Raw genomic sequence first — 25,747 nt, forward strand, 5'->3', positions numbered from 1 at the left:
CCCCGTGAGGTTCCGTCCCGTTGATCAGGAGCTGTTCCTTGATCAACGCTGTTTGTCGATCAGAAGCCGTTCTTCAAAGACCGTTCGCCATACGCCAGTTGCTCTCCTGCGCGCGGCGCGTCCTCACCCACCCGTCATCCGCCACCCCCTCCCAACACCCCACCCGCCAGACCGATCACCACGGGCAGCACCCCGACCGCGATGAAGGCGGGCAGGAAGCACAGCCCCACCGGCGCGGTGACCATCACCGCCGCTCGCCGGGCCCGTGCCGTCGCGCTGCGGGCCCAGTCGGCGCGGGCGTCCGCGGCGATGCGCGCGACCGGTACGGCCGCGGGGAGCCCGGACACGTCGGCCCGTTCCAGCAGCCGTGCCAGGGCGTCGGCGCCCGGTGTCGCGGCCAACCCGCGCCAGGCCTCCGCCGGTTGACCGCCGAGCCGTACTTCCGCCGCCCCGCGCGCCAGCGCCTGTCCGACGGGGCCATCGAGCGCCTCGCCCACGGCCTGCGCGGCGATCACCGGACCGGCGCCGGCCGCGATGCAGGCGGCCACCAGATCGGCGGCGAGCGGGAGTTGCCGGGCCGCCTCGCACGGGTCGAAGGCCTCACCCTCGGCCACCGCCGCCGTCTGCCGCTGACGCCACCGCCACACCCCGACCGCCGCGACCAGCCCCACGGCGATACCCACGCCCCCGCCGACCAGCACCCACTGGGCGCCGACCACGGCGACCGTCGGCCACCACCGCCGTACGACACCCGCGACCCCGACGCTCGGCCGCCGGTCATCGGCTTCCCGGCCCAGCAGCTCGGCCAGCCGCCTCCGCATCCGGCGTTCCCGCCGTACGCCAATCGCCCAGCGCACGACCCACGCCAGGGCGAGCACGGCCCCCAAGGCCGCCCCCAGCCTGTGGACAACCTGCGCGCTCATGCCGCCTCGGCTCCCCTCACGATCCGCAGTGCCCACCACAGCCCCAGGCCCTCCAGCACCCCGCCCACCAGCAGGCAGCCCAGCCCCGCGCCGGTGTGCAGCAGCACGCGCAGCGGGTCGGCGCCGAGCGCGGCGCCGAGGAGGATGCCGAGGGCCGGCAGCGCAGCGAGCATCACGGCCGTGGCGCGAGAACCGGCCAACTGGGCCCGGAACTCCGCACGCTGGTCCCGTTCAGCCCGCAGGGCGGCCTCCAGCCGGTCGAGCCCGGCCGCGAGACCCGCGCCCCGGTCGACCGCGACGCGCCAGCACGCGGCGAGCCCCAGCAGCCCGTCGGCCCCCGGCTGCCGTGCCGCCACCGCGAGAGCCCCCGGCACATCCCCGCCGAACCGCGCCGCCGCCAGCACCGGTGCCTGCTCCTGCGCCGCACCGAGCCCTGCGGAGTCACGCGCGGCCCGCAGCAGGGCCTCGCCCGGCTGCCGTCCGGCTCGCACCTCTCCGGCCAGCGCCGAGCACAGCGCGATCACCGCGTCGCCGCGCCGCTCCCGCGCCCGCCGTGCCTCCCCGGCCAGCCGCACCCGCCGCAGCACCGGAACCCCGGCCGCCCCCGCGACGACCGGCAGCACCGACGACCCCAGCACCCCGAGCACCAGCCCGGCGACCGGCGCCCACCACTCAACCCGCAGCCGCCCACGGATCGACCGCAACCAACCGGCCCACCGCCGCCACGGGGGAGGCCCACTGCCCACCACGCCGCCTCCGGCCAGCAACAGGTGCGCCCGCCGCGCACCCGAGTGCCACCCGCCCATCAGCCACGCGGCCGCCCCGGCACACACCAGGGCCGCGCTCATCACCGTCTCACCCATGCCGCTCACCACTCCCCCTCGGTCCTGTCGTGCAGCAGTTCTCGCCCGTCCTCCGTGAGCCCCGTCCCGGTCCCGCCGCCACCACAGAGCAGCCCCCTCAACCGCCCCCACCCCCGCTCCCGCGCAAACGCCTCCGTGTCCCACCGCAGGGCCGGCACCGTCCGCACCAGCCCCGAGGCATCCCGCTCCAGCACATGCACCTCCGCGATCCGCCGCCGCCCGTTCCGGTCCCGCACGAGGTGCAGGACGACCGACAGCGCCGCCGCCAACTGGCTGTGCAGGGCGGCCCGGTCGAGCCCGGCCGCCGTGCCGAGGGCCTCCAGGCGAGCGGGGACGTCCGCGGCGGCGTTGGCGTGGACGGTCCCGCAGCCGCCCTCGTGGCCGGTGTTCAACGCGGCCAGCAAATGCACTACTTCGGCCCCGCGCACCTCACCGACCACCAGCCGGTCGGGCCGCATCCGCAACGCCTGCCGGACCAGGTCCTCCAGCGTCACGAGCCCGGCGCCCTCCTGGTTGGCGGGCCGGGTCTCCAGGCGCACGACGTGCGGATGGTCGGGGCGCAGCTCCGCCGAGTCCTCGGCGAGCACGATCCGCTCGTCCGGCCCGACCAGCCCGAGCAACGCGCTCAGCAAGGTCGTCTTGCCGGTGCCCGTGCCCCCGCTGATCAGGAAGGACAACCGCGCCCGAAGCAGCGCCCGCAGCACCCGGTCCCCGCCCGGCGGCACCGTGCCCGCCGCCACGAGTTCTCCGAGGGTGAACGCGCGCGGGCGGACCACTCGAAGCGACAGGCACGTGCAGCCCACGGCGACCGGCGGCAGCACCGCGTGCAGTCGCGTGCCGTCCGGCAGCCGGGCGTCGACCCACGGCCGGGCGTCGTCCAGGCGCCGCCCGGCCACCGCGGCCAGGCGCTGCGCAAGACGTCGTACGGCCGCCGTGTCCGCGAAGGACACGGGCGCCGGCTCCAGTCCGCCGCCGCGGTCCACCCACACCCGGTCCGGCGCCGAGACCAGCACGTCGGTCACCGACGGGTCGGCGAGCAGCGGCTCCAATGGGCCGCTGCCGACCAGCTCGGACCGCAGCTGCTGGGCCGCGCCCAGGACTTCGGCGTCACCCAGCACCCGGCCCTGCTCCCGCAGTGCCTGTGCCACGCGCGCGGGCGTGGGCTCGGCGCCGCTCTCGGCCAGCCACTGCCGCACGCCGTCCAGCAGGGGCTCCGCGAAGGTGCTCATGCCGCACCCGCCTCGACCAGTGCCCGCTCCCAGAACGCCTTGCAGAACCGGGCCAGTGGACCGCGCCCGCCCGCGCCGGGCGGTGCCTTGCCCTCGGCCAGGCGCAGCAGGCCGGACTCGACGGGCACCTCGCCGGCCAGCGGCAGGCCGAGCAGCCGGGCCACCTCGCGGTCGTCGAGGCCGGGCGCGTACGGCCCGCGTACCGCCACGCGCAGATCGCGCAGGACCATGCCGGCCGCGGACGCCACCCGCCCGGCCGCCGCGACCGCGCGCAGCTCGGCGGGGACCACGAGGAGCCCGATGTCGAGCTGGGCGAGGGCCTCGGCGGTCCCGTCGTCGATCCGGCGCGGCAGGTCGACCACGACCGTGCCGCCCCGGCGCCGGGCCGCGGCCAGCACCGCCCGTACGGCCTGCGGCGGGATGGCGACGCAGTCGCCGCGGTCCCAGCTGAGCACCCGCAGGGAGTGCAGCTGAGGCAGGGACTCCTCCAGCGCTCCGCTGCCGACCCGGCCGCGCGAGGCGGCGAAGGCGGGCCAGCGCAGACCCTCGGCGGTTTCGCCGCCGAGGAGAACGTCGAGTCCGCCGCCCAGCGGATCGGTGTCCACGAGCAGGGTCCGCAGGCCCTCCCGCGCGGAGGTGACGGCGAGCGCGCAGGCCAGCGTGGACGCTCCGGCGCCGCCCCGGCCGCCGATCACACCGACGGTGAGCGCGGGCCGGCCGACGCCCTCGGCGACGTCGGCGATCCGGTCGACCAGCCACTGCTCGCCGTCGGGCAGCATCAGGACGTGGTCGGCGCCGATCAGGACGGCGCGTTTCCACACGCCGGGGTCGTCCTGGTCGCGGCCGACCAGCACCACCCCTCGTCTGCGCGCGGCCCCGCGGACGCGTCGCGCGGCGTCGTCCCCGACCAGGACCAGCGGCGCGGCCTCCCAGCCTCCGCTGCGGTCCGGCACGGTGGGGTGGACCTCCGGTGTGGCTCCGGCCGCCGCGCACAGGCGCAGCAGGTCGTCGAGCAGTTCGGCGTCCTCGGTGACGATCAGCGGTCGGCTCTGCCGCCCTCCGGCGGCGGACCGCGGATCGTGTGTGACGGTTCCGGCCACGGTTTGCTTCCCCCTTCGCTGCTTGTCCGCTGCGCTCACGCAGCCCCTGCGGCCCCGCGATTCGCATCCATGTGAAGAACCGGCAACCGGCCTCCATATGAGCGGCCGACGGATTCCGGCCATGCGCGCCCGACAATCGGAACCGGCCAGGAACTCGCCGCGAGCGGGCCGCGCAGGAATCACGGTGCAGCGATCCCGAAAATCGTGTGGATCTTGGTCGATAACTGTGGACAACTCGGTGGTTGTGAATATCGCCTTCACCCATACCGGTGACCCCTGCACCATCTCCTGTGCGACTTCCGCAGAGCAGTCCGACGACTACGCACAGTGACGGATCGCGGGCATGCGAAAGAGGCGGCCGCAGCCGCCTCGATGCGGCGCCGTGGCCGCGCGGAGAAGGGAGAAACCCACCCGGACATGCGACGACCCCCGCCGGGGGGGAGAGCGGGGGTCGTCCCCACGGCCGACTCGGGGGGGGAGGAGTCGGACCGGGTTAGCACGGTCGCGAACGATCCGTGACTTCCATGGTGTACCCGAGAGCCCTCTCAGGCAAACCCACGCGCCCCACCTTACGCCGAATGGGCTGCCCCTATGCTCAGGGTCGTGGAAAACCACTCGTTGCCCCGCACAGCGGCCTTCTTTGACCTGGACAAGACGGTCATTGCGAAGTCGAGCACGCTCACCTTCAGCAAGTCGTTCTATCAGGGCGGCCTGATCAACCGCCGGGCCGCCTTGCGTACCGCATATGCCCAGTTCGTCTTCCTCCTGGGCGGCATGGACCACGATCAGATGGAACGCACGCGCGCGTACCTGTCCAGGCTCGTGCGGGGCTGGAACGTCCAGCAGGTCAAGGAGATCGTCGCCGAGACACTGCACGACATCATCGACCCCATCATCTATGACGAGGCCGCCTCCCTGATCGAGGAGCACCACACCGCTGGACGCGATGTGGTGATCGTGTCCACGTCGGGCGCCGAGGTGGTCGAGCCGATCGGCGAGCTGCTCGGCGCCGACCGCGTGGTCGCCACCCGGATGGTCGTGGGCGACGACGGCTGCTACACGGGCGAGGTGGAGTACTACGCCTATGGCCCCACGAAGGCGGAGGCGATCCGGGAGCTGGCCCAGTCCGAGGGCTACGACCTTTCACGCTGCTACGCCTACAGCGACTCGGTGACGGACCTTCCGATGCTGGAGTCGGTTGGAAATCCGCACGCGGTGAATCCCGACCGCGCACTGCGCCGTGAGGCACTCGCGCGCGGGTGGCCGATTCTCGATTTCCACCGCCCGGTCAGACTCAAGCAGCGACTGCCCGCCTTCTCCGTACCGCCGCGTCCAGCTCTGGTCGCGGCGGCCGCCATAGGTGCCGCGGCGGCCACCGCCGGCCTCGTCTGGTACGCCAGCCGCCGCCGGACGGCCACCGCGTGACCTGCCACTTCACCACGCCCGAGCAACGCCGTAATGCCAGAAGCCCGTTTAATACACCTTTGAACTTGAAAGTAAAGAAGCGAGGCGACCACTTCCGCTTGCCCCTCACCTGGAGTACAAAGAAGACAACGGCCCGCGAGACCAAGGACATCCGAAAGGATCACCTTTTGAACGCATTTGGCCCCACGGACCGCGCATGAACACCGGGCACCCACGCGACGTCGACCCGTCGATTACGGGCCAGCCGCACCAGGTCACGGGCAAAGATCCCGACCTGATGGGCGACATATCGAGGACGCTTGGTAACCGGGTGGACATGCCAGCGGCGGTACGAGAACTCGTACCGCCGCAACCCTTTTTCGGGACCTTCTACGCCGCCCCGCGCTGGAGCGCCTCGCACACCGCCGTCGACTCGCGTGCACCCAGCTCGACAGCCCGGCCGCAGTGCGCGATCCACGCGGCCATGCCCTCGGCCGTGCCGGAGAGGTACCCCTCGAACGCCGCCAGATAGGCCGCGCGACCCAGTTCCGCGTGTCCCACCTCGGCCGGGCAGACCGACTTCGGGTCGAGGCCGCTGCCGACCAGAACGATTCGCTCGGCCGTGCGTGCGATCAAACCGTTGTGCGAGACGAAGGGACGCAGCGCGAGCAGCTCGCCGTGCACGACGGCGGCCGTCACCAGCGCGGGCGCCGCACTCCCCGCGATGATCAACTCGGACAGCCCCTCCAGCCGCCCGGCCACCTCAGCCGCGCCGGGCAGCGGCTGTCCGATCAGCGGCTCGTCGACCGGCTCGCCCTGCTGGCGGGGCCGCCCGACCTGGTCGGCCTTGTCCGCGGCCGCCACCAGGTGCATCCGGGCCAGCACCCGCAGCGGGGACTGCCGCCAGATGGACAGCAGCTGACCCGCCTCGGCGGACAGCCGGAGTGCCGCGCCCATCACCCGGGCCTCGTCGTCGCCGCTGAAGTCGGTGCGCCGGCGCACCTCTTCGAGGGCCCAGTCCGCACCGGACAGCGCGGCGGAACCGCGGGCCCCGCGCAGCGCCGCCTCGGACGTGATCTCGTTACTGCGCCGGCGCATGACCCGGTGCCCATAGACCCGGTCCACAGCCTTGCGCACGGACTCCACGGACTCGGCCACACCGGGCAGCGAGCCCAGGGCGGCGAGCGGATCGGCGGTCGCGCCTGTCGTACTCATGAGTACGACACTACGCACCCCCAGCGGAAACCCCACGAAGGAGTGGTCTTCTTCACGCCCCGCCGAGACCCACGCCCGACGCACCACTACGCTTGATGAACATGAAAATTGCTTTCGTTGGCAAGGGCGGCAGCGGAAAGACCACCCTGTCCTCTCTGTTCATCCGCCACCTGGCGGCCGTCGGCGCCCCGGTCATCGCGATCGACGCCGACATCAACCAGCACCTCGGGGCCGCGCTCGGCCTCGACGAGGCGGTGGCCGCCGGGCTGCCCGCGATGGGCGACCGGCTCGCGCTGATCAAGGACTACCTGCGCGGCACGAACCCGCGCATCGGCTCCGCCGAGTCGATGATCAAGACGACGCCGCCCGGCGAGGGCTCGCGGCTGCTGCGGGTGCGCGAGGACAACCCGGTCTACGACGCCTGCGCCCGACCGGTGGAACTCGACGGCGGGGCCGTCCGTTTGATGGTCACCGGCCCCTTCACCGATGCCGACCTCGGGGTCGCCTGCTACCACTCCAAGACCGGAGCGGTGGAGCTGTGCCTGAACCACCTGATGGACGGGCCCGACGAGTACGTCGTGGTGGACATGACAGCGGGCTCGGACTCCTTCGCCTCGGGCATGTTCACCCGCTTCGACATCACGTTCCTCGTCGCCGAGCCGACCCGGAAGGGGGTCTCCGTCTATCGCCAGTACAAGGAGTACGCCCGCGACTTCGGCGTCGAGCTGAAGGTCGTCGGCAACAAGGTGCAGGGCCAGGACGACCTCGACTTCCTCCGCGCCGAAGTCGGGGACGACCTGCTCGTGACGGTCGGGCACTCCGACTGGGTGCGTGCCATGGAGAAGGGCCGGCCGCCCCGGTTCGACCAGCTGGAGGACGCCAACCGCCGCGCCCTGGACACGCTGCACACGACCGCCGACGCGACGTACGAACGACGCGACTGGGAGCGCTACACCCGCCAGATGGTGCACTTCCACCTGAAGAACGCCCAGTCCTGGGCCAACGAACGGCACGGGGCCGACCTGGCCGCCCAGGTCGACCCCGACTTCGTGCTCGGCGAGGGCGTGGTCGAACTCGCCTGACGCCTACCGTCGGTCCGCCGGCACCCCGGGCGCACCCTTCGGGGCCGGGGCGGGGCGGGCCGACAGGAAGGACTCCCAGCCCTGCTTCGGGGCCTCGCCGACCTTCAGCGTGCGCAGCTTCGCGAGGGTCTTCGGGTTTTGGGCGTCCAGCCAGTCGACGAGCTGGCGGAAGGACACACAGCGCACCTCGGGCTTGGTGCACACCTGCTCGATGACATCCTCGACGGCGCGCATGTAGGTGCCGCCGTTCCAGGACTCGAAGTGGTTGCCGATGATCAGGGGCGCGCGGTTGCCGTCGTACGCCCGCTGGAAGCCCTGGAGCAGGCCGTCGCGCATCTGGTTGCCCCAGAACTCGTACATGCTGGGGTCGCCCTGGGTGGTGGTGCCCGACTGGTTGACCATGAAGTTGTAGTCCATGGTCAGCTGCTCGTACTTGTGCCCGGGGAACGGCACCAACTGCATGGACAGATCCCACAGGCCCTCCTTCTTGCCGGGCCATACCTGGTTGTTGACGCCGCTGGTGTCATAGCGGAAGCCCAGTTCGCGGGCGGCCTTGCGGAAGTTGGCCTGGCCCTCCAGGCAGGGAGTGCGGCCGCCGATGAGTTCCCGGTCGTAGTCGAAGGGCAGCGGGGCGGCGTTCGTCAGGCCGCTGTTGGTCTTCCAGGACTTCACGAACTGCTTGGCCTGGGCGATCTCGTCCTTCCACTCCTCCACCGACCACTCGCCGACACCACCGTCGCTGCCGCAGAAGTGACCGTTGAAATGGGTGCCGATCTCGTTGCCCTCCAGCCACGCCAGCCGCAACTGCTTCACGGTGTCGGCGATGCCCTGCCGGTCGTTGAAGCCGATGTCGGAGCGGCCCGGTGAGTGCTGCGGCGGCTTGTACAGGCCGCGCTTGTCCTCCGGCAGCAGGTACACGCCGCTGAGGAAGTACGTCATGGTGGCGTTGTTGGCCTTGGCCACCTCGCGGAAATGGGAGAACAGCCGCTGACTGTCCTCGCCCGCACCGTCCCAGGAGAACACCACGAACTGCGGCGGCCTCTGACCGGGCTTCAGCCGCTCCGGGCGGGCCAGGTGGGGCTGCGCACCGGTGAACGCGGTGGAGCCGTCCCCGATCAGCCGGACCACGCTCTTGGGCGGCGCCGGCGCACCCTGCGGGCCGGAGACCCCTCCCTCCGAACTGCCGGAGCCGGCCCCACAGCCGGCGAGTGATACGGCACAGACCGCAGCGCCCATGGCGCCCGCGGCGATCCTCCGGGTGGCGGCCATTGCGCCCACCTTCCTTCTCCAGTCGACCAGTCGGCAGCGCCGCCAACGTCGCACGGAACAGAGAAGGGATTAGTACGACAAGCCGATGAAATGTCCACTTCACTCAGCGAGGTGATTGTTTAACCCATTTGCCGGGAAAATCCATGCCCTACCTTTACTCTGCATTACGATTCGTTTACTGAATGTTGCTGATCCCGCCACTGTTACGCCGTGACCCACGGCCGCGACCCGACCCCGCCCCGAGCGGGGGACCACCTGTTCCGCGACCGCGCTGCCCCGGAGGAGACGGGAAAACATGTCAGCCTGCATCCCCACCACAGCCCCCGACCCGCATCGGCCGAAGCGGGTCCACCCACCCCACAGCCCGCCGCCGGCCCGGCGCCGCCGGTTCCGTATCGCCGGCGCCGACGTGTCGGCCTCCATCTCTGTCTTCCTGATCGCGCTGCCGCTGTCCCTGGGCATCGCCCTCGCCACCGGCGCGCCGCTCCAGGCCGGGCTCGTCGCCGCGGCGGTGGGCGGCCTGATCGCCGGGCGGCTCGGCGGCTCCCCGCTCCAGGTGAGCGGCCCCGCGGCCGGCCTCACGGTCGTCACCGCCGACCTCATCCACCGCTACGGATGGCGTACGACATGCGCCATCACCGTCCTCGCCGGACTCGCCCAGCTCGGGCTGGGCTGTCTGCGCGTGGCCCGCTCCGCGCTCGCCGTCAGCCCCGCGATCGTGCACGGCATGCTGGCCGGCATCGGCGTCACCATCGCCGTCGCACAGCTGCACATCGTGCTCGGCGGCACCCCGCAGAGCGTGGTCCTGGACAATCTGCGCGCGCTGCCCGCCCAGCTCGCCGCCCTGCATCCGGCCGCCGTCGCGACGAGCATGCTCACGCTCGCTCTGCTATTGGCCTGGCCACGGCTGCCCGGCCGGGCGGGCCGTCTGCTGCGCAAGGCGCCGGCCGCGCTCGTCGCCGTCGCCGGGGCGACCGCGGCCGCCTCGCTGGCCGGACTCACCCTGCCCAAGGTCGAGCTGCCCAACTGGAGCAGCCACGCCCTGGCAGGACTGCCCGAGGGCCCGGTGCTCGGCCTCGTCGCCGCCGTGCTCAGCACCACGCTGGTGTGCAGCGTGCAGTCGCTGCTCGGCGCGGTCGCCGTCGACAAACTGGCCGCCTCCCGGCCCGGCCGCACCGCCCGCGTCCCCCGCTCCGACCTGGACCGCGAACTGCTCGGTCAGGGCGCCGCCAACATCGTCTCCGGCGGACTCGGCGGGCTGCCGGTCGCGGGGGTGGCCGTGCGCAGTTCCGCGAATGTGGCAGCTGGTGCCGTGAGCCGGAACTCCACGATGCTGCACGGCGTTTTCGTAGTGATCGCCACGCTGCTGATGGTCCCGATCCTGGAGCTCATCCCGCTCGCCTCGCTCGCCGCCCTGGTGATGGCCGTCGGCATCCAGATGGTGTCCCTGAACCACATCCGCACGGTGACCCGCCACCGCGAGGTGCTGGTGTACGTGGTCACCACCCTCGGCGTGGTGCTCCTCGGCGTCCTGGAGGGCGTGGCGCTGGGGATCGCCGTGGCCGTCGGCGTAGCCCTGCACCGTCTCACCCGCACCCGCATCACCCATGAAGTGACGCAAGGAGTCCATCACGTACAGGTAAGAGGACAGTTGACGTTCCTCGCGGTGCCACGGCTCAGCCGTGCCCTGCACCTCGTACCCCAAGGGGCCGACGTGATCGTCGAGTTGGACGGCTCGTTCATGGACCACGCGGCGTACGAGACCCTGCAGGACTGGCAGAACACACACACCGCGACGGGCGGCACCGTCGAGCTGACCGGCCGCCGCGCCGGGGTCCGCATCGCCGAGCCGACGCACTTCCCCGACCGTCAGGGGGAGACCGGGGCCGACGAACAGGACACGTCCGCCGGTTGCCGCTGCAGCCCGTGGACGCCGTGGCGCAACCACCAGTGCGAGGTGCAGCAGCCGCTGCTTGTGACGACTGGGGGTGCGGAGTGGCACGGAGGCTTGGACGGTTCCGGTGGGTCGGAGGGCTCGACGGATTCGGCGGGTGTGAAGGGGGTGGTGGGATCTGAGGGCGCGGCGACCGGTGTGGGGTCGGCGGGCTCGCAGGGCACGACGGGCACGGAAGGTTCGGCAAGCTCGCAGGGCACGACGGGCACGGAAGGTTCGGCAGGCTCGAAAGGCACGCTGGGCACGAACGGTTCGACGGGCGCGAAGGGCACGCCGGACGCTGAAGGCTCGGCAAGCTCGACGCGCTCCCCGCGCTCGGAGAGTTCGGCAAGCTCGCAGGGCTTGTACGGGTCTGTCGGCTCCTACGGCTCCACCGACTCCGGCATCCCCGACGGCTCCGGCATCTTCGACGGCTCCGGCATCCCCGACGGCTCTGGCAGCCCCAACAGCAGCCACGGCTCCGGAACCCCCGGTAATCCAGGTAACCCCGGCAACCCCCACAGCCCCAGCCACTCGGGCAACGCCATCAGCGCCAACGGCTTCCCCCACTCCGACCACTCATACAACGCCGACGGCACCAACGCTGGCTCCCACGGCTTCGACAGCCCCCGCGACTCCCACCGCCTCAGCGGCTCCGATACCCCCCGCGACCCCCACCACCCCAACCACTCCCCCAACCCCAACACCCCCAACATCCCCCACACCCCCGCGGAGCCCTCCACCGCCAAAAACACCCCCACCAACACGGCCACCAACACCCCCGCCAGCCACCAACTGGCCCGAGGCATCAGCGCCTTCCAGCGCAACACCGCCCCCCTGGTCCGAGGTGAACTCGCACGCCTGGCCCGCGAGGGACAGCGCCCCGTCCAGCTGTTCCTCACGTGCGCCGACTCGCGCCTGGTCACCTCGATGATCACCTCCAGTGGTCCGGGCGACCTGTTCGTGGTGCGCAACGTCGGCAACCTCGTGCCACGGCCCGGTGAGGAGAGCGGCGACGACTCGGTGGCGGCGGCCATCGAGTACGCGGTGGACGTGCTGGAGGTGCGGTCCATCACGGTGTGCGGCCACTCCGGGTGCGGAGCTATGCAGGCGCTGCTCAACTCCGAGCCGGGCAGCGCGGGGACGCCGCTCAGACGGTGGCTGCGGCACGCGCTGCCCAGCCTGGAGCGCATGGCCGACAACGACCGGCCCTGGCCCCGGCTGGCCGGGCGGCCGCCCGCCGACGTGGTCGAACAGCTGTGCCTGACCAACGTCGTGCAGCAACTGGAGCACCTGCGCGCCCACGAGTCGGTGTCCCGGGCGCTGCGCGAGGGCGCGTTGGAGCTGCATGGGATGTACTTCCACGTCGGGGAGGCACAGTCGTATCTGCTCACCGAGACGGACGGGGAGCAGGTGTTCGACACCGTCCGTGCGGTGGACCTGTCCGCGTGAGCGGCGTCCGATACGCCCGCCCGTGACGCGGCACTGGGGACACCCACTCCCCCTGGCCCGGGCGCCCACCCCTCACCCCCCGAAAAGCCGCCCGGCGATGTGAGGGGCGTAACAAGACTGAACCGGCCTCCGACGCCGTCCGTGGGAAGGAATGACCAGGCGTCGGAAGCGGTCCAGTGTGGCCCTGGCCAGGACAGGGCCACACATCCGGAGCCGTCCTGGCCAAGCCAGGAGCATGCCGTGACCACGCCCCGACAGGTCTAAACCAATATCCCGTCGACCCTTGTCATCGGGCCACACGGTCTGATGAGCTGTGGCCTGGGACACAACGGACACCCTTCGAGAGGGAGATGTCGTGAGCAACGAGAGCCTGGCCAACCTGCTCAAAGAAGAGCGCAGGTTCGCGCCCCCCGCCGACCTGGCCGCCAATGCCAATGTCACGGCGGAGGCGTATGAACAGGCCAAGGCTGACAGGCTCGGCTTCTGGGCCGCGCAGGCCCGCCGGCTGACCTGGGCCAAGGAGCCGACCGAGACGCTGGACTGGTCGAACCCGCCGTTCGCCAAGTGGTTCAAGGACGGCGAGCTCAATGTCGCGTACAACTGCGTGGACCGGCATGTCGAGGCCGGGCACGGCGACCGCGTGGCCATCCACTTCGAGGGCGAGCCCGGCGACAGCCGCGCCATCACCTACGCCGAGCTCAAGGACGAGGTCTCCAAGGCCGCCAACGCCCTCCTGGAGCTGGGAGTGCAGAAGGGCGACCGGGTCGCCGTCTACATGCCGATGATCCCGGAGACCGCGGTCGCGATGCTGGCCTGCGCCCGCATCGGCGCCGCGCACTCGGTCGTCTTCGGCGGCTTCTCGGCGGACGCGCTGGCGACCCGTATCCAGGACGCCGACGCACGCATCGTCATCACCTCCGACGGCGGCTACCGGCGCGGCAAGCCGTCCGCGCTGAAGCCGGCCGTGGACGAGGCGGTGGAGAAGGCGGGCAACGTCGAGCATGTGCTCGTGGTCCGCCGCACCGGCCAGGACGTCGCGTGGACCGAGGGCCGGGACGTGTGGTGGCACGACCTCGTCGACCGGCAGTCCGCCGAGCACACGCCGGAGGCGTTCGAGGCGGAGCACCCGCTGTTCATCCTCTACACCTCCGGTACGACGGGTAAGCCGAAGGGCATCCTGCACACCTCCGGCGGCTACCTCACCCAGGCCTCGTACACCCACCACGCCGTCTTCGACCTCAAGCCGGAGACGGACGTGTACTGGTGCACGGCCGACGTCGGCTGGGTCACCGGGCACTCGTACATCGTCTACGGGCCGCTCGCCAACGGTGCCACCCAGGTGATGTACGAGGGCACCCCGGACACCCCGCACCAGGGCCGCTTCTGGGAGATCGTGCAGAAGTACAAGATCACGATCCTCTACACCGCGCCCACCGCGATCCGTACGTTCATGAAGTGGGGCGACGACATCCCCGCGAAGTTCGACCTCTCCAGCCTGCGGATCCTGGGCTCGGTCGGTGAGCCGATCAACCCCGAGGCCTGGATCTGGTACCGGAAGAACATCGGCGCCGACCGCACCCCCATCGTGGACACCTGGTGGCAGACCGAGACCGGCGCGATGATGATCTCGCCGCTGCCCGGCGTCACCGAGACCAAGCCCGGCTCGGCGCAGACGCCGCTGCCCGGCATCTCCGCGACGGTCGTCGACGACGAGGCGAACGAGGTGCCGAACGGCGGCGGTGGCTACCTGGTCCTCACCGAGCCGTGGCCGTCGATGCTGCGCACGATCTGGGGCGACGACCAGCGGTTCATCGACACGTACTGGTCGCGCTTCGAGGGCAAGTACTTCGCCGGCGACGGCGCCAAGAAGGACGACGACGGCGACATCTGGCTGCTCGGCCGCGTCGACGACGTCATGCTCGTCTCCGGTCACAACATCTCCACCACCGAGGTCGAGTCCGCCCTCGTCTCCCACCCCTCCGTCGCCGAGGCGGCCGTGGTGGGCGCGGCGGACGAGACGACCGGGCAGGCGATCGTCGCCTTCGTGATCCTGCGCGGTACGGCCGCCGAGACCGAGAACCTGGTCGCCGACCTGCGCAACCACGTCGGCGCCACGCTCGGCCCGATCGCCAAGCCCAAGCGGATCCTGCCGGTGGCGGAGCTGCCGAAGACCCGCTCCGGCAAGATCATGCGCCGACTGCTGCGCGATGTCGCCGAGAACCGTGAGCTGGGTGACGTCACCACGCTGACCGACAGCACGGTGATGCAGCTCATCCAGGCGAAGCTCCCGGCGGCGCCCAGCGAGGACTGAGCCCGGCCCAAAAGGGGTACCCGGCACAGGACGCGACAGGCGCGCCGGGTGCCCCTTTTGCACGTAACGTGAAGATCCCCGACCTTCCCGCCTCATCTTAGGTAAGCTAAGGACCGCGTCAACAACGCGACAATGCTCAGAGGTGCGCCGGGAAGTCTGGTCGGCATGTCATTTGTGCTGCCCACCGACCGGAGGTCTTCCCGTGACCGCGCCCCGCCCCGCCCGCAAGGCTTTCGCCCGCCTGTCCCTGCCCGAGCGGACCTTCGTAGCGGATGCGCTGCGCACCGAGACAGTCGGCGGCGTCCTGCTCCTCATCGCCGCGGTCATCGCGCTGATCTGGGCAAACATACCCATGCTGCGGGACAGCTACGAGACCGTCTCGCACTTTCACATAGGCCCCGCCACCCTCGGCCTCGACCTCTCCGTCGCGCACTGGGCCGCCGACGGGCTGCTCGCGATCTTCTTCTTCGTCGCCGGTATCGAGCTCAAGCGTGAGCTGGTCGCCGGCGATTTGCGCGACCCCAAGGCGGCCGTCCTGCCGGTGGTCGCCGCGCTGTGCGGCATGGCCGTACCGGCGCTGGTCTACAGCCTCACCGCCGGCCTCGGCGGTGGCTCCCTGGCGGGCTGGGCGGTGCCCACCGCCACGGACATCGCCTTCGCGCTCGCCGTGCTCGCGGTCATCGGTACGTCGCTGCCGAGCGCCCTGCGTGCCTTCCTGCTGACGCTCGCCGTCGTGGACGACCTGTTCGCGATCATGATCATCGCGATCTTCTTCACCGACTCGATCAACTTCGCCGCGTTCGGCGGCGCCGTCGTCGGCCTCGGCGTCTTCTGGCTGCTGCTGCGCAAGGGCGTGCGCGGCTGGTACATCTACGTCCCGCTGGCGCTGGTGATCTGGGCGCTGATGTACAACAGCGGCGTGCACGCCACCATCGCGGGCGTCGCCATGGGCCTGATGCTGCGCTGCACCACCCACAAGGGTGAGGCGCACTCCCCCGGCGAGCACATCGAGCACCTCGTGCGCCCCCTGTCCGCGGGCCTCGCCGTGCCGCTGTTCGCCCTGTTCAGCGCGGGCGTCTCGGTCTCCGGCGGCCTCCTGGGGGACGTCTTCACCAAGCCGGAGACGCTGGGCGTGGTCCTCGGTCTCGTCGTCGGCAAGACGATCGGCATCTTCGGCGGCACCTGGCTGACCGCCCGCTTCACCCGGGCCTCGCTCAGCGAGGACCTCGCCTGGCCGGACGTCTTCGCCGTCGCCTCGCTCGCCGGCATCGGCTTCACCGTCTCGCTGCTCATCGGCGAACTGGCCTTCGAGGGCGACGCGGTACTGACGGACGAGATCAAGGCCGCCGTACTGACCGGCTCGCTGATAGCGGCCCTGCTCGCGACAGTGCTGCTGAAGATACGCAACGCCAAGTACCGCAGGCTGTGCGAGGCCGAGGACCGCGACGAGGACCGCGACGGCATCCCGGACATCTACGAGGAGCACGACCCGGCGTACCACCTGCGGATGGCGGAGATCTACGACCGCAAGGCCGCCGAACACCGTCGGCTCGCCGAAATCAGGGCGGCCGAGCCTGCCGAAGTGGGCGGCGGGGCAGGCGATGAAGGCGACGGTCCGGCATGATCTGACGAGACGGTACAAAAGACGGGACCGTGCACAGGCAGGCACAGACGGGCCCCGTACGCAGAAGTAAGCAGAAGAGGGAGACCGCGATGAGCGCACCCGACGGCAGCCCGGTCGGCGCCGAACGCAGCATCGGCCAGCTGTTCGCCTCCGCGACGGCCGAGATGTCGGCGCTGGTGCACGACGAGATCGCGCTGGCCAAGGCGCAGCTGAGGCAGGACGTCAAGCGCGGTGCGACGAGCGGTGGCGCGTTCATGGCGGCCGGTGTGCTGCTCCTGTTCTCCCTGCCGATGCTCAACTTCGCCCTGGCGTACGGCATCCGGACCTGGACCGACTGGAACCTCGCGCTCTGCTTCCTGCTGTCCTTCACGGCGAACGTCCTGATCGCCCTCGTTCTCGCCCTGATCGGCCTGGTGTTCGCGAAGAAGACCAAGAAGGGCAAGGGCCCGCAGAAGGTGGCCGCGTCGGTGAAGGAGTCGGCGGGCGTGCTGCAGAAGGCCAAGCCGCATCCGCGCCCCGCGCGGCCGGAGCTGCCCGAGCTGCCCCGGGACCGCGCGCCCGAGGCCATCGAGGCTGTGGCACGCTCGTCGTCATGACGGAACCCGACACCCCTTCGGCGCAGTCCGGCTCGGTCATCCGGCCCGAAGGCCCCTGGACGCACCGGGACGTGGCGGCGAACGGCGCGCGTTTCCACATCGCGGAGCTGGGCGACGGGCCGCTGGTGATGCTGGTGCACGGCTTCCCGCAGTTCTGGTGGGCGTGGCGGCACCAGCTGGTCGCGCTCGCCGACGCCGGGTTCCGGGCCGTTGCCATGGACCTCAGAGGGGTCGGCGGCAGCGACCGCACGCCCCGCGGGTACGACCCGGCCAACCTCGCCCTCGACATCACCGGCGTGGTCCGCTCGCTCGGCGAGCCGGACGCGGCGCTGGTCGGGCACGACCTCGGCGGCTATCTGGCGTGGACGGCGGCCGTGATGCGGCCGAAGCTGGTACGCCGTCTGGTGGTCTCGTCGATGCCGCACCCCCGGCGCTGGCGCTCGGCGATGCTCTCCGACGTGCGGCAGACGGCGGCGAGTTCGTACATCTGGGGGTTCCAGCGGCCGTGGATCCCGGAGCGGCAGCTCGTCGCGGACGACGGGGCGCTGGTCGGGCGGCTGATCCGGGACTGGGCCGGGCCGCGGCTGCCGGAGGACGACGCGGTGGCTACGTACCGGCGCGCGATCTGCATCCCCTCGACGGCGCACTGCTCGATCGAGCCGTACCGGTGGCTGGTCCGCTCCCTGGCCCGCCCCGACGGCATCCAGTTCAACCGCCGGATGAAACGGCCCGTCCGCGTGCCGACCCTGCATCTGCACGGCTCCCTCGATCCGGTGATGCGCACCCGCAGCGCGGCCGGGTCCGGCGAGTACGTCGAAGCCCCGTACCGCTGGCGCCTGTTCGACGGTCTCGGCCACTTCCCGCACGAGGAGGACCCTGCGGCGTTCTCCCACGAGCTGATCAGCTGGCTGAAGGACCCCGAGCCGGACCGCTGAACAGGCACGTCCGGCCGAAAGGCCACGCCCCCGGCCGGTCGGCGAGCCGATGTGCCGTATGCGGAGCGGTACGCCTGTACTACGAACTGCCAAATGCCTGGCGCATAGGCCAATTGGCGGCCTCGGAGGCGGTTATCGACCTTGGGGCGGGGGCACACGTCGGGGTATGGGCTGGACGCACGACTACAGTGACGCAGCACGCACTCGCCGCTCGGGCAACGGCCCGGGCCCCCACCGTCGGGGCACCCCGCAACTGGCGGGCACCGACCCGAGGGTGGGCATCCCGCGCATTCTGCGCCGCCGGGCCCGCTGGGTCTCGGTACGGCTGCGTCACCCGCGCGGGTGACGCCACCGCCTGCTAGAGCGCGCAGCTGTCGCTGTCCACCTGCTGGTTCGCCGTACGACCCTTGGTGATGTCCTCGCGGATCTCGTCCACGGTCAGCGCGTACCCCGTCTCGGCGTCGTCGAGGGACTTGGCGAAGACGACACCGTAGACCTCGCCCTCGGGCGTCAGCAGCGGGCCGCCGGAGTTGCCCTGGCGGACGGTCGCGTACAGCGAGTAGACATCGCGGCGGACCGTGCCCCGGTGGTAGATGTCCGGGCCGTTGGCGGTGATGCGCCCCCGCACGCGCGCGGCGCGCACGTCGTACGCCCCGTTCTCCGGGAAGCCCGCGACGATCGCGCTGTCCCCGCTCACCGCGTCGTCGGCGGCGAACCTCAGGGCGGGCGCGTCCAGGTCGGGTACGTCGAGTACGGCGATGTCGCGCTCCCAGTCGTACAGGACGACGGTCGCGTCGTACCGCCGGCCTTCCCCGCCTATCTGGACGGTGGGTTCGTCGACACCGCCCACCACGTGCGCGTTGGTCATCACACGGCGTTCGCCGAAGACGAAGCCGGTGCCCTCCAGGACCTTGCCGCAGCTCTGGGCGGTGCCCATCACCTTGACGATGGAGCGCTGGGCGCGCGTGGCGACGGGGCTGTTGGCCAGGGCCGGGTCGGGCGGCTGTACGTCGGTGATGGGCTCGTTGGCGAACGGGCTGAAGACCTGCGGGAAACCGTTCTGCGCGAGTACCGAGGAGAAGTCCGCGAACCACGTGTCGGCCTGCTCGGGCAGCGCCCGGGACACCCCGAGCAGCACCTTGGAGCTGCGTACCTCCTTGCCGAGCGTCGGCAGGGTGGTGCCGGCCAGCGCCGAGCCGATCAGCCACGCCACCAGCAGCATGGCGACGACATTGACGAGGGCGCCGCCGGTCGCGTCCAGGGCGCGGGCCGGGGACCAGGTGATGTACCGGCGCAGCTTGTTGCCGAGATGGGTCGTCAGGGCCTGGCCGACCGAGGCGCAGACGATCACGACGACCACCGCGACGACGGCGGCCGTGGTGCTCACCTCCGCGTTGGCGGTCAGCGCGTCCCAGATGACGGGCAGGGAGTAGACGGCGACGAGGCCGCCGCCCAGGAAGCCGATCACCGACAGGATGCCGACGACGAAGCCCTGGCGGTAGCCCACGATCGCGAACCACACGGCGGCGACCAGCAACAGGATGTCCAGCACGTTCACCGCTTCAAGCCTCGCCTCATCACTTCGCGATCACTCCTGGTCGGCCGGGGCCCGGCCACAGCACGAGGGCCACCCTGTCATGACCGCCAGTCGAGCGGGACCTGCTTGTCGCGGTCCCACGGTCTCTCCCAGCCCGCGTAGTGCAGCAGGCGGTCGATGATTCCGGCCGTGAAGCCCCAGACAAGCGCCGATTCGACCAGAAATGCCGGACCTCGGTGGCCGCTGGGATGGATGGCGGTGGCGCGGTTGTCGGGATCCGTGAGATCCGCCACGGGGACCGTGAAGACCCGGGCCGTCTCGTTCGGGTCCACCACTCCGACCGGGCTCGGCTTCCACCACCAGCCCAGCACCGGCGTCACGACGAAGCCGCTCACCGGGATGTAGAGCCTGGGCAGCACGCCGAACAGCTGCACCCCGGACGGGTCCAGGCCGGTCTCCTCCTCCGCCTCGCGCAGCGCGGCCCGCAGCGGCCCGTCGGCGTGCGGATCGCCGTCCTCGGGGTCGAGCGCACCACCGGGGAACGAGGGCTGTCCGGCGTGCGAGCGCAGCGAGCTCGCCCGCTCCATCAGCAGCAGCTCGGGGCCGCGCTCGCCCTCACCGAACAGGATGAGTACGGCGGACTGGCGGCCGGCGCCGTCCTTCGGGGGCAGGAAACGGCTCAGCTGGAGCGGCTCCACCGTCTCCACGACGTGCACGACCGGGTCCAGCCAGTCGGGCAGCCCCTCCTTGCTGAGCACCACCGGGCCACCCTGTGTCTCGCTCGCTCGTGTCATCGCCACCCCCGTCGTCCTGATGCGTCCAACGCGGGACGGCACCGAGATCGTTCCTGGCGGGGCGGACGCGTCGCTGGTCCCCTCATCCGGCCCCCAGCGGCGGGGCCGGCTTGCCGCCCGCGTCCAGATACGCCTGCGGGGGTTTCAGACGCTGGCCCGGGAAGCCGCCCTTCTCGTACTTGAGCAGCTTCCTCGCCTTCTCCGCGTCCGTCTCGCCCTCGCCGTAGGCCGGGCAGAGCGGGGCGATGGGGCAGGCGCCGCAGGCGGGCTTGCGGGCGTGGCAGATGCGGCGGCCGTGCCAGATCACATGGTGCGAGAGGTCCGTCCAGTCGCTCTTGGGGAAGAGCGCGCCGACGGCGGCCTCGATCTTGTCGGGGTCGGTCTCGTCGGTCCACCGCCAGCGCCGCACCAGCCGCTGGAAGTGCGTGTCGACGGTGATGCCGGGGCGGCCGAAGGCGTTGCCGAGCACGACGAAGGCGGTCTTGCGGCCTACGCCGGGCAGCTTGACGAGGTCTTCGAGCCGACCGGGGACCTCGCCGCCGAAGTCCTCCGTGAGGGCCTTGGACAGCCCTATCACCGACTTGGTCTTGGCCCGGAAGAAGCCGCACGGCCGGAGGATCTCCTCGACCTCCTCGGGGTTGGCGGCGGCCAGGTCCTCGGGGGTGGGGTACTTCGCGAAGAGGGCCGGGGTGGTCTGGTTGACGCGCAGGTCGGTGGTCTGGGCGGACAGGACCGTGGCGACCAGGAGCTGGAAGGGGCTCTCGAAGTCCAGTTCCGGGTGGGCGTACGGATAGACCTCGGCGAGTTCGCGGTTGATCCGGCGGGCCCGGCGGACCAGGGCGGTACGGGACTCGTCGCTCGGCGGCTTCGGGGTGACGGTCTTCGCGGGCGCGGCCTTCTTCACGGGGGCGAAGGCCTTCTTGGGGGCGACGGTGGGCTTCGCGCGGGCGACGGTGGCCTTTTTGACGGGGCCTGCGCTTTTGGCGGTGGCGGCCTTCTTTGCAGGAGCCTTCTTTGCAGGAGCCTTCCTGGCGGGTGCCTTCTTGGCCGCCGCCGACTTCGCAGGGGCGGCTTTCTTGGCGGCAGCCTTGCTGGCCGGGGCGGCCTTTTTCGCAGCAGCGGTCTTGGCGGCAGCCTTCTTCACAGCCGTCCGTTTTGTCGCTTTTGCTGCTTTCTCTCCGCCACCGGAATCCTGTTCGCCCACAGCGGAATCTCGACGTACAACCACCCGCGCAGCCCCCTAGGCCCGTGCTCTCACCGGCGATTTGGACACCCGGCCAGCCTAAGCCCCGGTACTGACATCCGCCCGGGACCCCGAGGATCAGCGCCCAATTGGACCCCTGCCGCTTACCACGGCACAGCTGTGCGGCATCCTTGTGACAGATCACACTGTTTGGGCCGTCCGGCAAAATGGGCACCAGGGTGCCTTGGTACACCGGGGACAAGATCCCCTGAGCAGGTCGACAAGGAGAGAACTCGTGGACGACGTTCTGCGGCGCAATCCGCTCTTCGCGGCGCTCGACGACGAGCAGGCCGCGGAGCTGCGCGCCTCCATGAGTGAGGTGACCCTCGCGCGGGGTGACTCCCTGTTCCACGAGGGCGACCCGGGCGACCGGCTCTACGTGGTCACCGAGGGCAAGGTGAAGCTGCACCGCACCTCACCGGACGGCCGCGAGAACATGCTGGCCGTGGTCGGCCCCGGCGAGCTCATCGGTGAGCTGTCGCTCTTCGACCCGGGTCCGCGTACGGCGACCGCCACCGCGCTGACCGAGGTCAAGCTGCTCGGCCTCGGCCACGGCGACCTCCAGCCCTGGCTGAACGCCCGCCCCGAGGTCGCCTCCGCGCTGCTGCGTGCCGTCGCCCGGCGGCTGCGCAAGACCAACGACGCGATGTCCGACCTCGTCTTCTCGGACGTCCCCGGCCGTGTCGCGCGGGCCCTGCTGGACCTGTCCCGCCGGTTCGGCGTGCAGTCCGAGGAGGGCATCCACGTCGTCCACGACCTCACGCAGGAGGAGCTGGCCCAGCTGGTCGGCGCGTCCCGCGAGACGGTCAACAAGGCGCTGGCCGACTTCGCCCAGCGCGGGTGGCTGCGGCTGGAGGCACGCGCGGTGATCCTGCTGGACGTGGAGCGCCTGGCGAAGCGCTCGCGGTAACGGCGGCCGGGGGCCAAGAGACCGGCACCGCGGTGAAACCGCCGCCCAAGGGCCTCGACCCGGAGGGCTACCTCGCGCGCGAAGGCTCTCCCGCGCGCGTACAGGCCCCCTTCCGTCCCGTCGTGGCCGCAGCCCGCGACCGGCTGCCGGACGTGTTCGGCGCGCGGCTGCACAGCGCGTACCTCTACGGGTCGATTCCGCGCGGCACCGCGCGCGTGGGACGCAGCGACCTGGATCTGCTGGTCGCGCTCCGGGAGGAGCCCGGTGACGCGGACCGGGCCGCCGCCCGTGCCCTGGGCGAGGCGCTGGACAAGGACTTCCCCGAGATCGACGGGGTCGGGACGCTGCTGTACGGCCGGGCACGGCTGCTGAGTGAGCTGGAGACGTACGACCAGGGGTGGTTCGTCGCCTGTCTGTGTACGCCGCTGCTCGGCGCGGACCTCGCCGAACTGCTGCCCCGCTACCGCCCCGACAGCCTCCTCGCGCGCGAGACCAACGGCGACCTCGCCCTGCTGCTGCCGCGCTGGCGGGACCGCATCGCGGGCGTCGAGGACACGGACGCGGCCCGGCGGCCGCTCGTCCGGTTCATGTCCCGGCATCTCGTCCGTACGGGATTCACGCTCGTGATGCCCCGCTGGGGCGGCTGGACCAGCGACCTCGCGGAGATGGCCGGGATCTTCGGCGCGTACTACCCCACGCGCGCGGAGCAGATGCGCACGGCGGCCGTCCTGGGGTACGAGCCCACCGGCGACCGTGCCGTCCTCGGGGCGTACGTCGACGACCTCGGCCCCTGGCTCGCGGAGGAGTACGCGCGCGTGCACGGCGTCAAGGCACCGAGGCCCGACTGAACGGGGACTGCACGTCGTCGAGCGTCAGTCGAGCCTCAAAGGGCCGACGCCGCGGCCTGCTCCACAGCACAGGCCCTAGATGAGCCCGTGCTCCTCCAGGTAGTCCAGCTGGGCCCGCACCGACAGCTCCGCCGCCGGCCACAGCGAGCGGTCCACGTCGGCGTACACATGGGCGACGATCTGGGACGGCGTCCGGTAGCCGTCCTCGACGGCCGTCTCGATCTGGGCGAGGCGGTGGGCGCGGTGGGCGAGGTAGTACTCCACGGCGCCCTGGGCGTCGTCCAGGACGGGCCCGTGACCCGGGAGGACCGTGTGGACGCCGTCGTCGACCGTGAGGGACCTCAGGCGCCGCAGGGAGTCCAGATAGTCGCCCAGCCGGCCGTCGGGGTGCGCCACGACCGTCGTACCGCGTCCCAGGACGGTGTCGCCCGTCAGCACCGCCCGGTCGGCCGGGAGATGGAAGCTGAGCGAGTCCGCGGTGTGGCCGGGCGTCGGTACGACCCGCAGCTCCAGGCCGCCGACCCGGACCGCGTGCCCGGCCGCCAGCCCTTCGTCGCCCAGCCGCAGCGCCGGGTCCAGCGCCCGCACCTTGGTGCCGGTCAGCTCGGCGAAGCGGGCGGCACCGGCCGCGTGGTCCGGGTGACCGTGGGTCAGCAGGGTCAGGGCGACGCGCTTGCCGGACCGTTCGGCGGTGCCGACGACGTTGCGGAGGTGTCCCTCGTCCAGCGGCCCCGGGTCCACCACGACGGCCACCGAGGAGTCGGGCTCGGACAGGATCCAGGTGTTGGTGCCGTCCAGGGTCATCGCGGAGGGGTTGGGCGCGAGGACGTTGACCGCGCGCGGGGTGGCGGGTCCGGTGAGGACCCCGCCCCGGGGCTGGCCGGGCAGGGCGCTTGCGTCCGTCATGCGGGGGCTCCACCGGTCGGGATGTGCTTGGTGAACTCGTCGTGGCCCGGCCAGGAGAGCACGATCTCCTCGCCCTCCAGACGGGCCTGTGCCAGGACGGGAGCCAGGTCGCGGCCCGGGGCCGCCGCGAGCGCCTCCGCGGCCGTCTCGTACGCCGTCAGCTGCCGCAGCGTCGCGATCGTGGGCGGCATCATCAGCAGCTCGCCCTTGTCGTACGACGCCGCCGCCTCGGCCGGCCGGATCCACACCGTGCGGTCCGCCTCCGTGGAGGCGTTGCGGGTGCGCTGGCCCTCGGGGAGCGCGGCGACGAAGAACCAGGTGTCGTAGCGGCGGGCCTCGAACTCCGGGGTGATCCAGCGCGTCCAGGCGCCCAGCAGGTCGGAGCGCAGCACCAGGCCCCGGCGGTCCAGGAACTCCGCGAAGGAGAGGTCGCGCGCGACCAGGGCGGCGCGGTCCGTCTCCCAGTCCGGCCCGGTCGTGTCGCCGACGACCGAGTCGGGGGTGGGCCCGGCCAGGAGGACGCCCGCCTCCTCGTACGTCTCCCGTACGGCCGCGCAGACGATCGCCTGGGCGGCCGTCTCGTCGACGCCGAGCCGTTTCGCCCACCACGCGCGCGTGGGGCCCGCCCAGCCGACGTGACGGTCGTCGTCGCGCGGGTCGACGCCGCCGCCCGGGTACGCGTAGGCGCCCGCCGCGAAGGCCATGGAGGCGCGGCGGCGCAGCATGTGGACGACGGGGCCGGTGCCGGTGTCCTTGAGCAGCATGACCGTGGCCGCCCGCTTGGGGGTCACCGGCGTGAGCGAGCCCGCCGCCAGCGCGCGGATCCGGTCCGGCCACTCCGGGGGGTACCACTGACCGTTCGCCATGGGCGCGAGGCTATCCCGTGGTGAGCGGATGTTCGAGGGGCGTTGATCATCTCGGTTGCCGGAGGCAGTGACCCGCCCGGTTGCTACGGGGCGAGCTCCACCTGGACCTCGACCTCCACCGGCGCGTCCAGCGGCAGCACCGCCACGCCCACCGCGCTGCGCGCGTGCACGCCCCTGTCGCCGAGGACCTCTCCCAGGAGCTCGCTCGCGCCGTTGACGACGCCGGGCTGGCCGGTGAAGTCCGCGGCGGAGGCGACGAAGCCGACGACCTTCACCACGCGCGCGATGCGGTCCAGGTCGCCGGCGACGGACTTGACGGCCGCCAGCGCGTTCAGGGCGCAGATGCGGGCCAGGTCCTTGGCCTCCTCCGGGGTGACCTCCCCGCCGACCTTGCCGGTGACCGGAAGCTTGCCCTCCACCATCGGGAGCTGGCCTGCGGTGTAGACGTAGGGTCCGCTCTGCACGGCCGGCTGGTAGGCGGCCAGCGGCGGGACGACCTCCGGCAGCGTCAGGCCCAGCTCCGCGAGCTTCGCTTCGACCGCGCTCACGCCTGCTTCTCCCGCTTCAGGTAGGCCACCAGCTGCTCGGGGTTGTTCGGCCCGGGCACGACCTGGACGAGCTCCCAGCCGTCCTCGCCCCAGGTGTCCAGAATCTGCTTCGTGGCGTGGACGAGCAGCGGCACGGTTGCGTATTCCCACTTGGTCATG

General features: G+C 71.6%; 23 protein-coding genes. 10 read left to right on the plus strand and 13 right to left on the minus strand.

The window, feature by feature from the left end:
• Positions 1-134 precede the first annotated feature (134 nt).
• The 4 genes from HJD23_RS17775 to ssd are packed head-to-tail and all read right to left on the minus strand — an operon-like array spanning position 135 to position 4,115.
• Positions 135-923 carry a type II secretion system F family protein gene (locus tag HJD23_RS17775; RefSeq protein ID WP_171109659.1) on the minus strand — a complete coding sequence of 263 codons (789 nt, stop codon included), beginning with the start codon at positions 921-923 and terminating at the stop codon, positions 135-137.
• The gene (locus HJD23_RS17780; protein WP_240980731.1) at positions 920-1,786 is read right to left on the minus strand and encodes a type II secretion system F family protein; all 867 of its coding nucleotides are present in this window, start codon (positions 1,784-1,786) and stop codon (positions 920-922) included. Before HJD23_RS17780 ends, HJD23_RS17775 begins: the two co-directional genes overlap by 4 nt.
• A gap of 5 nt (positions 1,787-1,791) precedes the next feature.
• The gene (locus HJD23_RS17785) at positions 1,792-3,015 is read right to left on the minus strand and encodes a TadA family conjugal transfer-associated ATPase (protein WP_171109658.1); all 1,224 of its coding nucleotides are present in this window, start codon (positions 3,013-3,015) and stop codon (positions 1,792-1,794) included.
• Positions 3,012-4,115: a septum site-determining protein Ssd gene (ssd, locus tag HJD23_RS17790; RefSeq protein ID WP_171109657.1), complete on the minus strand. Its 1,104-nt coding sequence runs from the start codon at positions 4,113-4,115 to the stop codon at positions 3,012-3,014. The genes HJD23_RS17785 and ssd overlap by 4 nt, the downstream gene beginning before the upstream one ends.
• 591 nt (positions 4,116-4,706) lie before the next feature.
• On the opposite strand from ssd, the gene HJD23_RS17795 reads away from it, so the two are divergent.
• Complete coding sequence (locus HJD23_RS17795) at positions 4,707-5,540, plus strand: HAD family hydrolase (RefSeq protein ID WP_171109656.1); 834 nt, start codon at positions 4,707-4,709, stop codon at positions 5,538-5,540.
• 369 nt (positions 5,541-5,909) lie between these two features.
• On the opposite strand, the gene HJD23_RS17800 is transcribed toward HJD23_RS17795, so the two are convergent.
• The gene (locus HJD23_RS17800; RefSeq protein ID WP_171109655.1) at positions 5,910-6,734 is read right to left on the minus strand and encodes a Fic family protein; all 825 of its coding nucleotides are present in this window, start codon (positions 6,732-6,734) and stop codon (positions 5,910-5,912) included.
• A gap of 101 nt (positions 6,735-6,835) precedes the next feature.
• Between HJD23_RS17800 and HJD23_RS17805 the strand changes: the two genes are divergently transcribed.
• A complete protein-coding gene (locus HJD23_RS17805) occupies positions 6,836-7,816 on the plus strand; it encodes an ATP-binding protein (protein ID WP_171109654.1) in 981 nt (326 codons plus the stop codon).
• A gap of 3 nt (positions 7,817-7,819) precedes the next feature.
• Here HJD23_RS17805 and HJD23_RS17810 read toward each other — a convergent pair whose 3' ends face one another.
• Positions 7,820-9,085 (minus strand): hypothetical protein, encoded by a 1,266-nt coding sequence (locus HJD23_RS17810; protein ID WP_171109653.1) that lies wholly within the window; start codon positions 9,083-9,085, stop codon positions 7,820-7,822.
• A gap of 295 nt (positions 9,086-9,380) precedes the next feature.
• On the opposite strand from HJD23_RS17810, the gene HJD23_RS43835 reads away from it, so the two are divergent.
• The 6 genes from HJD23_RS43835 to HJD23_RS43840 all read left to right on the plus strand — a co-directional run bounded on the left by HJD23_RS43835 (position 9,381) and on the right by HJD23_RS43840 (position 18,282).
• Positions 9,381-12,470: a SulP family inorganic anion transporter gene (locus HJD23_RS43835; protein WP_240980732.1), complete on the plus strand. Its 3,090-nt coding sequence runs from the start codon at positions 9,381-9,383 to the stop codon at positions 12,468-12,470.
• 355 nt (positions 12,471-12,825) lie between these two features.
• Complete coding sequence (gene acs, locus HJD23_RS17825) at positions 12,826-14,781, plus strand: acetate--CoA ligase (RefSeq protein WP_171109652.1); 1,956 nt, start codon at positions 12,826-12,828, stop codon at positions 14,779-14,781.
• Positions 14,782-14,983: 202 nt separating this feature from the next.
• On the plus strand, positions 14,984-16,405 hold the full coding sequence (gene nhaA, locus HJD23_RS17830; RefSeq protein WP_171109651.1) for a Na+/H+ antiporter NhaA: 1,422 nt from the start codon (positions 14,984-14,986) through the stop codon (positions 16,403-16,405).
• 89 nt (positions 16,406-16,494) lie between these two features.
• Positions 16,495-17,001, plus strand: coding sequence for a phage holin family protein (locus HJD23_RS17835; RefSeq protein ID WP_171109650.1), 507 nt, complete (start codon positions 16,495-16,497; stop codon positions 16,999-17,001).
• Complete coding sequence (locus HJD23_RS17840; RefSeq protein ID WP_171109649.1) at positions 16,998-17,936, plus strand: alpha/beta hydrolase; 939 nt, start codon at positions 16,998-17,000, stop codon at positions 17,934-17,936. The genes HJD23_RS17835 and HJD23_RS17840 overlap by 4 nt, the downstream gene beginning before the upstream one ends.
• A 166-nt stretch (positions 17,937-18,102) precedes the next feature.
• A complete protein-coding gene (locus tag HJD23_RS43840; protein WP_232107541.1) occupies positions 18,103-18,282 on the plus strand; it encodes a hypothetical protein in 180 nt (59 codons plus the stop codon).
• Between the two features lie 12 nt (positions 18,283-18,294).
• On the opposite strand, the gene HJD23_RS17845 is transcribed toward HJD23_RS43840, so the two are convergent.
• The 3 genes from HJD23_RS17845 to nth form a co-directional block, all read right to left on the minus strand.
• Positions 18,295-19,494, minus strand: coding sequence for a MarP family serine protease (locus tag HJD23_RS17845; protein WP_171109648.1), 1,200 nt, complete (start codon positions 19,492-19,494; stop codon positions 18,295-18,297).
• Positions 19,495-19,571: 77 nt separating this feature from the next.
• Entirely contained in the window at positions 19,572-20,267 is a 696-nt protein-coding gene (locus HJD23_RS17850; protein ID WP_171109647.1) for a CoA pyrophosphatase, read from the minus strand.
• 82 nt (positions 20,268-20,349) lie between these two features.
• Positions 20,350-21,411: an endonuclease III gene (nth, locus tag HJD23_RS17855; RefSeq protein ID WP_240980733.1), complete on the minus strand. Its 1,062-nt coding sequence runs from the start codon at positions 21,409-21,411 to the stop codon at positions 20,350-20,352.
• A gap of 334 nt (positions 21,412-21,745) precedes the next feature.
• Here nth and HJD23_RS17860 point away from each other — a divergent pair, with 334 nt between their 5' ends.
• Together HJD23_RS17860 and HJD23_RS17865 are read left to right on the plus strand one after the other, a co-directional pair.
• Complete coding sequence (locus HJD23_RS17860) at positions 21,746-22,420, plus strand: Crp/Fnr family transcriptional regulator (RefSeq protein WP_031115987.1); 675 nt, start codon at positions 21,746-21,748, stop codon at positions 22,418-22,420.
• A gap of 32 nt (positions 22,421-22,452) precedes the next feature.
• Positions 22,453-23,268 (plus strand): nucleotidyltransferase domain-containing protein, encoded by an 816-nt coding sequence (locus tag HJD23_RS17865; protein WP_171109645.1) that lies wholly within the window; start codon positions 22,453-22,455, stop codon positions 23,266-23,268.
• 75 nt (positions 23,269-23,343) lie between these two features.
• Here the strand turns inward: HJD23_RS17865 and HJD23_RS17870 are convergent, their stop codons facing one another.
• The 4 genes from HJD23_RS17870 to HJD23_RS17885 form a co-directional block, all read right to left on the minus strand.
• Positions 23,344-24,174, minus strand: coding sequence for an MBL fold metallo-hydrolase (locus HJD23_RS17870; protein WP_171109644.1), 831 nt, complete (start codon positions 24,172-24,174; stop codon positions 23,344-23,346).
• Complete coding sequence (locus HJD23_RS17875; RefSeq protein ID WP_171109643.1) at positions 24,171-25,040, minus strand: NUDIX hydrolase; 870 nt, start codon at positions 25,038-25,040, stop codon at positions 24,171-24,173. The genes HJD23_RS17870 and HJD23_RS17875 overlap by 4 nt, the downstream gene beginning before the upstream one ends.
• Positions 25,041-25,123: 83 nt before the next feature.
• On the minus strand, positions 25,124-25,588 hold the full coding sequence (locus HJD23_RS17880; RefSeq protein ID WP_171109642.1) for a RidA family protein: 465 nt from the start codon (positions 25,586-25,588) through the stop codon (positions 25,124-25,126).
• Positions 25,585-25,746: a DUF4177 domain-containing protein gene (locus HJD23_RS17885; RefSeq protein WP_003975360.1), complete on the minus strand. Its 162-nt coding sequence runs from the start codon at positions 25,744-25,746 to the stop codon at positions 25,585-25,587. The genes HJD23_RS17880 and HJD23_RS17885 overlap by 4 nt, the downstream gene beginning before the upstream one ends.
• Position 25,747 lies beyond the last annotated feature (1 nt).

This window comes from Streptomyces sp. Z423-1 (assembly GCF_013009255.1).
GTDB lineage: Bacteria > Actinomycetota > Actinomycetes > Streptomycetales > Streptomycetaceae > Streptomyces > Streptomyces gossypiisoli.